This is a genomic window from Microbacterium sp. Bi128 (assembly GCF_918698205.1).
Window position 1 is genome coordinate 1 of sequence record NZ_CAKKMM010000010.1, and the last position, 13,380, is coordinate 13,380.

Consider the following 13,380-nt stretch of genomic DNA (forward strand, 5'->3'; position numbering starts at 1 on the left):
ATCTGCGCAAGCTCCGCGCGGTGTCTGTTCCGTGGTGGGTGGCCGCCAGGCCAGCATCCAGGTCAGACCGGCGGTGGACGTGAGAGAGCTGGGCGTCGAGTGCCGCGCTGCGAGCGAGGTCGTCTGTGAGGGGTGCGTGACCCACAGACTCGCGGGATCGCCGAGTCACAGGGATGCTCGGGGCCGAGCGAGACGACTACAGTTCTCCGACCTGTCGGGACTGGCGGTCAGGGGGGTCCGGAGCCTACAGATGGCAAACAACCGGCGGCCGGCGAATCCACAGGGCGCGTGTCTTTCGGCCGCCGACTCGACCTGTGTTGAGGCGAATTGCGTGAATGCGTGGTCGCCGTCGGGTACCGACCGGCCATTCCTCGCGCAGCCGATCGTCGACCGGTCGAGTGACCACCGGAGCATGGGGCGATGGGGATGCGAAAGGTGAGGGCCGGGTTTTGACCTTTCGTTCTTCATGATCCGTCTACGGGCTATGAGTCCTCCCCCGCGTGATGTGTTCCACGCCGCGGCGACCGCGCGCTGCGCGTGGAAATGCAGGTCGCAGAGAGAGCGCCGAGTGGGGCGCAGCGACGGAGGTATGCCTCCGCGCGAAGTGATACGGCGTCGTTCGCAGGACAGTAGCCCTTCGTTTCGGTAGGCACACCGCGACGACACCCGAGATCTCGGGGTGCACAGAGGATGCCCGGGATGCTCGCCAGCCGTGTCGATCGACTTCCTTGCTACCGCGCCGAGTCGAAAACACCCCAGGCGACTTCGTCACGTTGTGCACACCGTGTCGCAAGAGCTGGTGAGACGTCGAAGGTCTCGCGGATCCTCCCGTCGGCAAGCAGCGTGAATTGTCGTGAGTGTGACATGAACGCGCGGCGACCGTTGCGGCGCGATGCGGACACGGCGGTGAGCGGGGCGTGGGGTGCAACGGCGGCTGCGTTGTTTCGTCTGGATGTGGGCGCGGGGCCGGGTGTTTCACGTGAACACGCGTACTGACGCACACGCCCTCCCCCTCGCCGGGTGGGTCGCGGCCCGTCGTCACCGGGCAGATGCCAACCCCTCCGGCACCCGTTAGCGTCACGGGCGCGCGGCTGCGTCGTGGTGCCAACCGGGTCCTTCCTCCTGGCTCATGGAGCGCGGCGGTAGTGGGATGTTCGCCCCTGTCCGGTTGAGTGTGCGAGCCGCGGGTGCACGTCCGCGGTGTATCAACGCGAACCGCCGGATGTTTCACGTGAAACATGGCTGCCCGTGCTGGGGTGCGCCATCGGTGCGCGGCTGCCTCACGGCGCCAACCGAAGCTCTCCTCCCGACTCATGAGGTGCCGCGGGTAGTGGGATGGTTGCCCTTGTCTTGAGTGCCCGCGGCGCGGGTGCACGTCCGAGGTGTATCAACGCAGATCTCTGAATGTTCCACGTGAAACACGAATGCGAGTGGTGGGGTGCTCCCTGTCTGTAGAGAACCGCGTCCCACCGAGAGGCTCAGGCGCGCTGGCTGGACGCGCCCGGGCCGGTGTCGTTGACTGTGGCCCCGGGTATCCGTTCCGGTGGAGACCGTCCGGCATTCGACTCGCGGCAGTGAGTCTGGACGAATCGCGAGGCGATCGGATGGCCGACGTACTCCGGGGGGGGCAAACCGGGATCCCGCACGGGCAGCCCCGAACTCCCCCGCATGTTGCCCCCACGAGACCTCGCACCGGACGCACCGATGCAGCGCCGAGGGCTGGCGGCTCTCGGCCGCCTACCCGCTGCATCCAACCGGGCTGCACGGGCCCCTGGTGCGACCGGATCTCCCCGCGTGACGACGACGTATGACGTGGCTCACACCCGTCGAGGAGCCACGCGCCTCTGGGAGTGTGACCCCGTGGCCGGATCCGGGCATCCTCCCCCGAGGGGATGTTTCACGTGAAACATCGAACCACTCCCGCGTGAAGTCCCGACCCGCTCGCGGAGTATCTGTACGGATTGGTACATGTACCGACTCAGTTGCGATCGCCAAGTTCACCACCGGAACACTGCCGGTCATGGCATCCACCTCCCCAACAACAACACGAACGGGCGCGGGTCACTCCCCCGCGGATTGCGTCACCGAGCCAGACATCAGAACGCGGATGCCGAGTGCCCAAGAACGCCGTTGAGGGTGTATCCGACGGTCAGCGCTCGCGGGCAGTGACCATCTCTCCAGCGAAGAATCGCACACACTCGCGCATCCGTCTCGGATCGCCCCGACGTAACGACCATCGCGCCGGTAGACTTGGGATGTTGTCCCCGGAGATGAAGGAGCGCGTTTCACGTGAAACAGTCCGGTGAGTCGTCAGGCTCCCCCTCCTTCGAAGACTCCCCGATTGCCCGTGAGATCGCCGATCTGTCGGCGCGACGCCGAGCGCTGGAGGCTACCGAGGTGACGTTGTCCGGTCGTACTCGTGTGTTCACGGTCTCCAACCAAAAGGGCGGGGTCGGGAAGACGACGACCGCCGTGAACATCTCCGCGGCGCTCGCGTCACTCGGCGCGAAAGTCCTGGTCATCGACCTCGACCCGCAGGGCAACGCATCGACCGCGCTCGGTGTGCCCCACAATGCCGACACGGCCAGCATCTACGACGTCCTCATCGATGAGTTCCCGCTCGCTGACATCATTCAGACGAGCCCGGAGTCGCCCAACCTTCTGTGCGCGCCGAGCACGATCCATCTCGCGGGTGCGGAGATCGAGCTCGTGTCCCAGGTTGCTCGCGAGCATCGTCTGCGCGGCGCGCTTCGTGACTACCTCGCGATCGAGGACAACCACCTCGACTTCGTCATCATCGACTGCCCGCCGTCGCTGGGACTCCTCACGATCAATGCGTTCACCGCGGCGGATGAGGTTCTCATCCCGATCCAGTGCGAGTACTACGCACTCGAGGGCCTGAGCCAGTTGCTCGGCAGTGTGCAGATGATCCAGAAGCACCTCAACCCGTCGCTGCACGTGTCGACCATTCTGCTCACCATGTATGACGGGCGAACCCGCCTCGCACAGCAAGTGGCGGACGAAGTGCGAGAGCACTTCTCTGACGAAGTACTCCACACGGTCATCCCCCGATCTGTCCGCGTGTCCGAAGCGCCGAGCTTCGGTCAGACGGTCATCGCGTACGATGGCCAGTCAGCGGGCGCGATCGCCTACCGCGAAGCAGCGGTCGAGATTGTCGGACGCGACACCACCCCGAAGGAAGACTGATGGCCAAGAGAACCGGACTGGGCCGCGGTATCGGTGCCCTCATCCCCACGGCGGAATCGTCGGAGTCGCGTCCGGTGGACGTCTTCTTCCCCGGGGCTTCGGCATCCGAGACGGCGAAGAAGGACTCGCCCTCGACCGACGTCGCTGAGCCCGAGCTGGTCACCGTTCCCGGCGCTCGGCTGGTGCACGTCGACCCGAAGTCGATCGTCCCGAACCCCCGTCAGCCGCGCACGCACTTCGACCCCGAGGACCTGGCGGAACTCGTCCACTCCGTTCGCGAGTTCGGCGTGCTGCAGCCGGTCGTCGTCCGCGACAAGGGTGACGGAACCTACGAGCTCATCATGGGTGAGCGTCGTACGCGCGCTTCGCGCGAGGCTGGGCTGACGTCCATCCCGGCGGTGGTCCGCGAGACCGAGGACGAGTACCTCCTCCGTGACGCCCTGCTCGAGAACCTGCACCGTTCACAGCTCAACCCGCTCGAAGAGGCGTCCGCCTACCAGCAGCTGCTCGAGGACTTCGGCATCACGCAAGAAGAACTCGCGACCCGCATCGGCCGGTCGCGGCCTCAGATCAGCAACACGATCCGTCTATTGAAGCTCCCTGTGCCGGTTCAGCAGCGGGTCGCCGCGGGTGTCCTGAGCGCGGGTCATGCGCGAGCGATCCTCTCGCTCGAGGACCCGCGTGAGATGCAGAAGCTCGCCGACAAGATCGTCAACGAGGATCTCTCGGTGCGCGCGGCTGAGGCTGCGGCGAAGATGCCGGGCGTGGCACCCGTCCGGCAGAAGCCCAAGGCAGGTTCCCGTCGTTCTGGCCTCGACGACGTGGCCGAGCGCTTGGGTGATCGTTTCGACACGAAGGTCCGCGTTTCGTTAACGGCAAGAAAAGGCCAGATCAACATAGATTTCGCCACGATTCAGGATCTCAATCGCATCCTGGCCGTTCTCGGTGAAGAGGGATACGCCGGCTGACCACCGCCTTATTCCCGGTTGGGCATATGCCCAACCGGCGACACGGCTGACCTCATGTCGGACCGGCGACGTACCCTGGATTGGTGACCGCGAACGACCAGAGCCCTCGCCGCCGCGCCAGCCTCGAGCTGCTGCGCGCTGAAGCCTCGGATGAACTGGCCGTCCTGATCCACGAACGCCTCCGTGGCGGTGAGGATCCCTGGGAGTTCATGGAAGACCTCCCCAGCGTCGATGAGCTGGTGGTGCTCACGCTGCGGGCCGAGAACATCGCCGAGAACGGCGGCGCTCGCCCGAACTCGTCGCGGAACTACCGTGTGCTGCGGCAGATCGCGCTCGAGTATCCCCCGCTGACGCGCGCTGTGTGGCGCATTCTGGGCGACGACGAGCCGCACCGGCGGTGGGACACCTCCGTGCGCCTCGACGCCTCCTGACGGCCCTCCTGCGGCCGAACCCGACGACGACGGATGCCACGGCCGTCGTGCGGCTTCGCGCGGCTGGCGGGCACCCCCGGCTCACGGCATCCCGTGTCGAACCGAGCGCTCCGTGTCCGGCATCCCGAATCCCAGCATCCGTCCGCGCCGGACACGGCGAAGCCCCCGGAAACGATGCCCCCGGAAACGACGCCTCCACCAACGACGAAGCCCCCGACATCACGAGGATGCCGGGGGCTGTCGACGAGCGGAGGACTCAGCCGAGGAAGGCTGCGAGGTCCTGCTCGAGGGCGTACTTGGGCTTCGCGCCGATGATGGTCGTCTTGACCTCACCACCGTGGAAGACCTTCATCGCGGGGATGGAGGTGATCTGGTACTTCATCGCGAGATCGGGGTTCTCGTCCACGTTGAGCTTCAGGACGGTGATCTTGTCCGCGTTCTCGGACTGGATCTCGTCGAGGACGGGGGCGACCATACGACACGGTCCGCACCACTCGGCCCAGAAGTCCACGAGAACGGGACCTTCGGCCTGCAGGACGTCCTGCTCGAAGGTCGCGCTGGTCGTCGCCTTGGCGGTCATGTGCATATCTCCTTAGATGGAAGCGTTACCGGGGGAAACCCCGGTGGGCGCGGTTTTGTTCCTCAGACGACAGCGGCGTCGGGGAGGCCCTCGATCGGGCTCTCGGCGACGGCGGGCTCGCCCGCTTCACCACGCGCGGCGAGGAAGTGCTCCACGTCGAGCGCGGCCACGGTGCCGCTGCCGGCGGCCGTGATGGCCTGGCGGTAGGTCGGGTCGATCACGTCGCCGGCGGCGAACACGCCGTCGACCGACGTGCGCGACGACCGACCGTCGACCCAGATGGTGCCCTGGTCGGTGAGCTGCAGCTTGTCGTGCACCAGGTGGGTGCGCGGATCGTTGCCGATCGCGACGAACAGACCCTCGATCTCGAGGTCGCGCTCGGAACCGTCGACCGTGGAGCGCAGACGCACACCGTTCACGGCCTCGTCGCCCAGGATCTCGGCGACTTCGCTGTTCCAGACGAACTCGATCTTCGGGTTCGCGAACGCGCGCTCCTGCATGATCTTCGAAGCGCGGAGCGCGTCCTTGCGGTGGATGATGTAGACCTTCGACGCGAACTTCGTGAGGAAGTTCGCCTCTTCCATGGCCGAGTCGCCGCCACCGACGACGGCGATGGTCCGCTCGCGGAAGAAGAAGCCGTCGCACGTCGCGCACCACGACACACCGCGACCGGACAGGCGCTCTTCGCCCTCGAGGCCGAGCTTGCGGTAGGCCGAACCGGTGGCGTAGATGATCGACGCCGCCTCGTGCACCTTGCCGCTGCCGAGGGTGACCGTCTTCACCGGGCCCTCGAGGTCGAGCGACACGACGTCGTCGTACAGGACCTCGGCGCCGAAACGCTCGGCCTGGGCCTGCATCTTGGCCATGAGGTCGGGCCCGAGGATGCCCTCGGGGAAGCCGGGGAAGTTCTCGACGTCGGTCGTGGTCATGAGGTCGCCGCCGGCTTCGACGGAGCTCGCGACGACGAGGGGCTCGAGGTTGGCTCGGGCAGCGTAGATCGCGGCCGTGTAGCCGGCCGGGCCCGATCCGATGATGATGACGTGACGCACGGTAGCGCGTTCCCTTCGTTGATTCCGTCGGATGAAACACATGCTAGCCCGGCGGTATTCCGCCGTCCGGGGGCTAGCGCTTGGGCAGGAAACGCCGCCCGAGAGCGAGCGCGGGCGCGAGTTCGGGGGTGCGCAGCAGAGCGAGGATGCCGAGATACACCGCGAGCACGACCGTGCCGATGATCGCGGCTCCGGCGGCCCCGGCGAGGGCGCTGCTCGTGGTCCAGCCCGCCGGTCCGCCCAGCAGCAGCGAGACGCCGAAGCCCGCGGCGGCGGCGGGCATCGCGGCCAGGGTGAACTTCAGCAGGGCGAGGAGCCACGAGGCCGTGCCGATGCCCGAGAGACGCCGGTGCAGCAGCACGGTGGCGACGACGACCTGCACGATGCTCGCGAACGACTGCGTCAGCGCCACCCCCGCGGCCAGTTCTCCCCGGTCGAGGATCGCTCCGGCGGCCAGGGCTCCCCCGGCGACGAGCACGCACTGCAGGAGCGTGAAGAAGAACGGCGTGCGGGTGTCGTTGTAGGCGTAGAACGTGCGCTGGACGACGAAGAGGACGGCGAGGGGCACGAGGCACACGAGGAAGCACAGCAGCACGGGAGCGGCGGCCGCGGCCTGTTCCGGGCCGTTGGTGAAGATGCGGCTCGCCGGGACCGCGGCGACGGCGAGGGCCGCCGTGGCGGCGACGATGAAGAACCCGAGGGTGCGGATGCTGCGGGAGATGTCGGCGCGGACTTCGTCGTGACGCCCGGCCGCGGCGTGCTCGCTGAGCTGCGTGAAGTACGGCGTCCCGATCGACAGCACGATGATCGAGTACGGGAGCATGAAGAGCAGCCACGCGTTCTGCGAGGCGAAGATGGCGGGATCCTCTCCCGACGCCCCCGAGAGCACGTTCGACTGCACGATGCCGGCCAGCTGACCCGCGACGACCATGAGGAACGTCCAGCCCGCGAGACGGCCGATGTGGCGCAGCCCCACACCCTTCCACTGGAAATCGGGTCGCAGGGCGAGCCCGGCGCGTCGCCAGAAGAACAGCAGCACGAGCGTCTGCACGACGATTCCCACGGTGGCGGTACCGGCGAGGACCGCGATCATCCCCGGGGTCCAGTCCTGCACGACGGTCTGAGGCCCGCCGAACACGAGGATGAACGCCCCGAAGCCCGCGATGGACACGATGTTGTTGACGATCGGCGCCCACGTGTACGGGCCGAACACGCGCCGGGCGTTGAGGATCTCCCCGAGGAGGGCATACAGGCCGTAGAAGAAGATCTGCGGGAGGCACCAGTACGCGAACGCCGTCGACAGGGCGAGCTGGTCGGGGGTGAACTTGCTCGCGTACACCTGCACGAGCAGCGGCGCGGCGATCATGGCGAGCGCCGTCGCGCCGAGCAGCCCCACCGTGCCGAGAGTGAACAGCTTCGAGATGAAGGCCTGGCCCCCGTCGGCGTGCGCGGCCGCCTTGACGATCTGCGGGACGACGACGGCGGTCAGCAGGCCCGTCGAGATGATCGCGTAGATGTTGTTCGGCAGCTGATTGGCGACGGCGAACGCGTCGCCGGCGCCGCTGATGGACCCGATCGCGGCGACCAGAACGATCGTGCGGACCAGCCCGCTCACGCGCGAGACGATCGTCCCCGCTCCTATGAGCACACTGGCCCGTCCGATACTGCTCACGGGCTCATCTCCTGTGGGGTGTCCGAGGGGGTGGGGGCATCCGATGCGTCCTCGGATGCCGCGGCATCCTCGGCCGGGGTGCGCCGTCGACGCGCGATGGTGCGGAGGATGCCGACGCCGAGGAACACGACGACGAGTCCGATGATGACGATGAGCCCGATGCTCTCCCACTCGGCACGGACTTCGACCTGCACGTTCTGTCGGCTGCCGATGAGCTCGCCCGTCGGGCTGTACAGCTGCATCGCGACGTCGACTTCGCCGTTGGCGATGCGGGCTTCGACGGGCACCTCGATGCGGGTGTTTGCGGACGCCTGGGCCTCGATGGGTGTGGTCGCCTGCACGCGCAGGCGGGCGTCGTCGGGTTGTGAGCGCAACACCACCGAGATGGGCCAGGGCAGGTCGTTGCGCACCCAGGGGCGCAGGGGCGCGCTGGAGCTGACGAGACGGAAGTCCGACGAGAGGATGCCGACGGAGTCGAGCGTCGTCTGCGTCGCGGCGCGGTGGTCGGCGACGGCCTGGCGGGCGGCATCCCCGGTCCAGGCGACGCTCAACGTCTGCAGGACCTCCGCGCGCTCGCGCCCGGTGAGGAGCTCGGGCTGGTCGAGGATCGTCGCGAAACGGTCGATCACCTGCTCGTCCGAGAGGAGGTCGGCGACGTCGGCGACGCGGGCGGCATCCGGTTCGGAATTCCCGAGCGCGACCTCCGTCGCCGGTGCCGTGCCGACCGCGGCGAACGTCGACGGGGTGTAGCCGGGGGCGGATGCCAGGGCGCCCAGGGTCGCGCGGAGACTGCCGCGCGAACGGTCGGTGCCGCGGTCCAGCACGGCGAGCACGGGGCGGTCGGCGGTGCCGGTGCGGGCGAACGCGAGGTGGCCGGCCGCGGCCGCCAGAGCGGATCCCCGCCGGGCGCTGTCGTTCTCGGCGGCGGCGGCGGTGAGGGCGCGCGAGACCTCGGTGTCGTAGACGGGGGTGGACACCCCGCTCACGGTCGCGCTCGCGGTGCCGGGCGCAGCGCCGAGGTTGCTCGAGCCGACGAGGACCCGGGCGGGAGCCGCCTCGGTGCCCAGCGCGCCGAGGGCGGTGACGACCCCGGGGTCGACCGAGCCGGTGGCGGGCCAGAAGACGTTCGCGGTCGCGCTTCCGATGTCGAGCAGGGCCGCGAGGTCAGGGAACGAGGGCTGTCCGGGCGCCGGGGTCGCGCCGGGGCTCGGTGCGACGGCGGATCCGGGCTGGGTGAAGTCGGCCGCAGCCATGTAGGCCTGCAGCGACGTGGGTTGCAACGGCGTCGTCACGCCCGCCCGAATCTGCGAGGACAGATCGGCGTCACCGAACTGCAGGGCGAAGCGGTCGTTCGGCAGCGAGAGCAGGCGCTGCAGCCACGCGGTCGCCGTCGGCGGCGCGGACGACCCGAGCACACGGATCGAGGCCGGGAGGGCCGGATCGATCGCGAGGGTGGTGAGCGTGCCGGCTACCGCATCGAGCTGGGCCGACAACGCGCCGTCGACCGCGGTCAACTCGGCCAGTTCGCTCGCGGTGAGAAGGCCACGGATGCGCGGAGCGGCCGTGATCGGCACGAGGACGGCGAGAGGAGTGGCCGCGCCGTCGGCGGGGATGACGACGACCGTGGGGGCCTGGAGCGACGTTCCTCCGTCGGTGCGCACGAGCACGGGGTATACCCCCGGCGCGCGGCCGGCGAGCGCCGGGTCGGTGCCGGGAACGGCGAACGACACCGAGGTCTGTGTGCCGGAGGCGGTGGCATCCAGGGTGCCCGTGGCGATCTGCTGCAGTGCGACGCCGGACGCGTCTCCGCTCAGCCACCGCGTGAGGGCGGCGTCGTCGCCGAGCGCGGAGGTACCGATCGATAGCGCCGCCGAACTCGCCGCGGCGCTCGTGCCCGCGGGGGCGGCGAGGGTCGCCAGCACGGCGAGAGTGTCGCCCGGGCGCAGGATGCCGTTGCCGCTCGGGGCCGCCGCCAGGGTCGGGGGCGCCGCGCTCGCGGACGGGCTGGGCGACGGTGTCGCGGCCGCCGTCGCCGCCGCCGGGACCGCCAACCCGACCGCGAGTGCGGCCGCAGCGAGGGTCGCCAGCAATCGGCGCGTGAAGGGGCGCCGCAGCACGGGTGAGCCCGAGGGCAGGGAGGTCACGGTCATACGAGCGTCGGTGGGCGAGGCGGCCTCGCACCGCGACGAGTCTAGGCCCGCGCACCTCGGAGCCCCCCGATAGCCTCGCGCAGACGGTTGAATGGACCGGTGCTCCCTGAACCCGACCCGATCCTGTGCCGTGCTCTCGCCGACGACCTGCGCTCCGCGGGCTTCTCGGGGGCGGCGCTGCGCGACGCGTGGGGTGAGCAGGCGGATGACGCGGTGCCCCGCGGTCTGCGTCAGCCGGCCTTGCGCGCCCTGGGCGATCGGCGCGACGCGCTCGCGACGCTCGGCCGGCTGTGGTGCCTCGGGTTCGCGGTCGACGTCGAGGCCGCGGCCGCGGCACTGCCGAACCTCGGTGTGGCGGGGGCCGTGACCCTCGGGCTCGTCGGGATCGACGGCGACCGCGTGGTCCCCGCGGTCCTCGTGCGCCCGCAGCCGTACGGCGACGCGGACGGCAGCGTGGAGTGGTGGATCGCGAGCGACCTCGACGAGGCAGCCCTGGGCGGTCCGCTCCCCGAGGACCACGTGCTCGGCGTCGGCGGGGCCTCGCAGACCCTCGCCCGCCTGCAGCTCACGTGGCGTGGCGGAACGGCTCTCGACCTCGGCACGGGGTGTGGCATCCAGGCCCTGCGGCTGCGGCGCCTCGTTCCGCACGTCGTCGCGACCGACATCTCCGAACGGGCTCTGCGTTTCACGCGCCTGAACGCCCTGCTCAACGACGTGGACGGCATCGAGACGCGCCTCGGCTCGCTCTTCGACCCCGTCGCCGGTGAGACGTTCGACCGGGTGGCATCCAATCCCCCGTTCGTGATCACTCCGCGCGTCGCGGGGGTCCCGGCGTACGAGTACCGCGACGGCGGGCTCGAGGGGGACGCGCTCGTGGCCTCGGTCGTCGCGGGGGTCGCCGCGCACCTGTCGCCCGGCGGGGTCGCGCAATCGCTCGGCAACTGGGAGTACCGCGACGGGCACTCGGGGCTGGATCGGATCCGGGAGTGGGTCGACCCCTCGCTGGACGCCTGGGTCATCGAGCGCGAGGTGCTCGACCCGCTCGCGTACGCCGAGCTGTGGGTGCGCGACGGTGGCACGGTCCCCGGAACCCCCGCGTACGCCCGGCTCATCGACGCGTGGCTCGACGACTTCGCGGAGCGAGGGGTGACCGGCATCGGGTTCGGATACGTGCTGCTGCGGCGTCCGCTCGCCGGCGCCCCGACCCTCGCGCGGTACGAGCGCGTCGCCGGCGGAGGCGAGTCCGCTTTCGGGCCGCACCTCGCGGCGTGCCTCGAGAACCAGGACCGCGCCGGCCTGCTCGACGACGAGGGGCTGGCATCCGCGATCCTCCGCGTCGCGCCCGATGTCACCGAGGCCCGCCACCACCGCCCGGGCGAGGAGTCGCCCTCGGTGATCGAGCTGCGCCAGGGCGGCGGCTTCGGTCGCACGCTCGAGGTCGACTCGGCGCTCGCCGCCCTCGTGGGCGCCTGCGACGGCGACCTCGCCGTCGGTCCGCTCGTCGACGCGATCGCGCAGCTGCTGGAGGTGGATGCCGACGAGCTCCGCGCCGACATCTTGCCCCGAGTGCGCGAGCTCATCGTCACCGGATTCCTGACGTTCACGGACGCGTGAGGTCGGGGTGCGCGTCGCGCATCGATCGCCGAGACCGCATCTCACTGACATCTGCGCGGCAGATCGCAGGGGAGTTGTCAGCCGGATGCAGTCTCGCGGCCCCCGTTAGGCTCGAAGGCATGCTGAACATGGCCGAGGGTGTCGCGCGCCTCGGTGAGCTCGCCGAGCACCCCGTCGTCTCGACGCTCGCTCGCGTGTTCGCCGACGCCGGTCGCGACCTCGCGATCGTCGGCGGTCCGGTGCGCGATGCGCTGCTCGGCCGCACGACCCACGACTTCGATTTCACGACCGACGCGCGCCCCGACGAGATCCTGGCGCTCGTGAAGCCCGTGTCGTCGGTGCAGTGGGACGTCGGGCAAGCCTTCGGCACGATCGGCGCCAAGGTGCGCGGCGAACAGGTCGAGATCACGACGTACCGCGCCGACAGCTACGACGGCGTCACGCGCAAGCCGACGGTCGAGTTCGGTGACACGCTCGAGGCCGACCTCAGCCGCCGCGACTTCACCGTCAACGCGATGGCGCTGCGCGTGCCCGCGCGCACGCTCGTCGATCCGACCGGCGGGGTGGAAGACCTGCTCGCGCAGCGCCTGCGCACCCCGATCGACCCGGCCGTCAGCTTCGGCGACGACCCGCTGCGCATGCTCCGGGCGGCCCGGTTCGCCTCGCAGCTCGACTTCACGGTCGACCCCGACACCCTGGATGCCATCGCCGAGCTGCGCGGAACGCTCGAGATCGTGAGCCCCGAACGCGTGCAGTCCGAGCTCGTGCGGCTGCTCCAGACGGACGACCCGGTGCGTGGCATCCGGGTTCTCGTCGAGACGGGGCTGATCGACGAGTTCCTGCCCGAGATCCCGGCGTTGCGCCTCGAGGTCGACGAGCACCACCACCACAAGGACGTGTACGAGCACTCCCTGACCGTGCTGCGCCAGGCGATCGCGCTCGAGAAGGAGCGGCATTCGGATGCCGGCCCCGACGTGCCCCTGCGCCTCGCCGCGCTGCTGCACGACATCGGCAAGCCCGCGACCCGGCGCCTCGAACCGGGCGGCGGCGTCACGTTCCACCACCACGACATCAAGGGCGCGCGCATGACGCGCAAGCGCCTGCAGGCCCTGCGGTTCGACGCCCACACGACGACCGTGGTGTCGCGCCTGGTCGAGCTCCACTTGCGCTTCTTCGGCTACGCCGAGGGAGCCTGGACGGATGCCGCCGTCCGCCGCTACGTCCGCGACGCCGGCGACGAGCTGGAACGTCTGCACATCCTCACGCGGGCCGACGTGACCACGCGCAACAAGCGCAAGGCCCAGCGCTTGGCATCCGCCTACGACGACATCGAGACCCGGATCTCCGCGCTGCGCGAGCAGGAGGAGATCGACGCGATCCGCCCCGAGATCGACGGCAACCGCATCCAGCAGATCCTGGGTCTCAAGCCCGGCCGCGAGGTCGGCGAGGCGTACCGCTTCCTCCTCGAGCTGCGCCTCGACGAGGGCGTGCTCGGCGAGGACGAGGCCGAGAAGCGGCTGCGCGAGTGGTGGGCCGCGCGGGGCTGAGTTTGGTCCGCACGTTTCGGGCCGTGACGGGTGTGGGGCGTGGATCGTGCAGCGGGGCGGTCACTGTCCGCCCCGCTGCACGGATCGCGACCCATGCCCGACCGGAAGCACAACGGGGCGTGATCCGGCGCCCCCAATCCGCCGGATCACGCCCCGAAATCA

General features: G+C 69.6%; 9 protein-coding genes. 5 read left to right on the forward strand and 4 right to left on the reverse strand.

Annotated elements, in window-relative coordinates; genetic code table 11:
• Positions 1 to 2,289: 2,289 nt before the first annotated feature.
• From LQV45_RS01830 to LQV45_RS01840, 3 genes are all read left to right on the forward strand, one after another.
• Positions 2,290 to 3,207 carry a ParA family protein gene (locus LQV45_RS01830; RefSeq protein ID WP_138174038.1) on the forward strand — a complete coding sequence of 306 codons (918 nt, stop codon included), beginning with the start codon at positions 2,290 to 2,292 and terminating at the stop codon, positions 3,205 to 3,207.
• The gene (locus tag LQV45_RS01835; RefSeq protein ID WP_230005469.1) at positions 3,207 to 4,175 is read left to right on the forward strand and encodes a ParB/RepB/Spo0J family partition protein; all 969 of its coding nucleotides are present in this window, start codon (positions 3,207 to 3,209) and stop codon (positions 4,173 to 4,175) included. Before LQV45_RS01830 ends, LQV45_RS01835 begins: the two co-directional genes overlap by 1 nt.
• 83 nt (positions 4,176 to 4,258) lie before the next feature.
• Positions 4,259 to 4,606, forward strand: coding sequence for a tryptophan synthase subunit alpha (locus LQV45_RS01840; RefSeq protein WP_138174042.1), 348 nt, complete (start codon positions 4,259 to 4,261; stop codon positions 4,604 to 4,606).
• Between the two features lie 256 nt (positions 4,607 to 4,862).
• Here LQV45_RS01840 and trxA read toward each other — a convergent pair whose 3' ends face one another.
• The 4 genes from trxA to LQV45_RS01860 all read right to left on the reverse strand — a co-directional run bounded on the left by trxA (position 4,863) and on the right by LQV45_RS01860 (position 10,057).
• A complete protein-coding gene (gene trxA / locus LQV45_RS01845; protein WP_138174044.1) occupies positions 4,863 to 5,186 on the reverse strand; it encodes a thioredoxin in 324 nt (107 codons plus the stop codon).
• Between the two features lie 62 nt (positions 5,187 to 5,248).
• Positions 5,249 to 6,235 (reverse strand): thioredoxin-disulfide reductase, encoded by a 987-nt coding sequence (trxB, locus tag LQV45_RS01850; RefSeq protein WP_230005470.1) that lies wholly within the window; start codon positions 6,233 to 6,235, stop codon positions 5,249 to 5,251.
• A gap of 73 nt (positions 6,236 to 6,308) precedes the next feature.
• Positions 6,309 to 7,907: a murein biosynthesis integral membrane protein MurJ gene (murJ, locus tag LQV45_RS01855; protein WP_230005471.1), complete on the reverse strand. Its 1,599-nt coding sequence runs from the start codon at positions 7,905 to 7,907 to the stop codon at positions 6,309 to 6,311.
• Positions 7,904 to 10,057, reverse strand: a complete 2,154-nt coding sequence (locus LQV45_RS01860) for a DUF6049 family protein (RefSeq protein WP_230005472.1) — start codon at positions 10,055 to 10,057, stop codon at positions 7,904 to 7,906. The genes murJ and LQV45_RS01860 overlap by 4 nt, the downstream gene beginning before the upstream one ends.
• A gap of 99 nt (positions 10,058 to 10,156) precedes the next feature.
• On the opposite strand from LQV45_RS01860, the gene LQV45_RS01865 reads away from it, so the two are divergent.
• Entirely contained in the window at positions 10,157 to 11,671 is a 1,515-nt protein-coding gene (locus LQV45_RS01865) for a methyltransferase (protein WP_230005473.1), read from the forward strand.
• Positions 11,672 to 11,790: 119 nt separating this feature from the next.
• The gene (locus tag LQV45_RS01870) at positions 11,791 to 13,218 is read left to right on the forward strand and encodes a CCA tRNA nucleotidyltransferase (RefSeq protein WP_230005474.1); all 1,428 of its coding nucleotides are present in this window, start codon (positions 11,791 to 11,793) and stop codon (positions 13,216 to 13,218) included.
• Positions 13,219 to 13,380 lie beyond the last annotated feature (162 nt).

Coding starts and splice junctions, on each gene's coding strand:
- LQV45_RS01835 (WP_230005469.1), top strand. CDS start 3,207: ATGGCCAAGAGAACCGGACTGGGCCGCGGTATCGGTGCCCTCATCCCC.
- trxA (WP_138174044.1), bottom strand. CDS start 5,186: ATGACCGCCAAGGCGACGACCAGCGCGACCTTCGAGCAGGACGTCCTG.
- LQV45_RS01860 (WP_230005472.1), bottom strand. CDS start 10,057: ATGACCGTGACCTCCCTGCCCTCGGGCTCACCCGTGCTGCGGCGCCCC.
- LQV45_RS01870 (WP_230005474.1), top strand. CDS start 11,791: ATGCTGAACATGGCCGAGGGTGTCGCGCGCCTCGGTGAGCTCGCCGAG.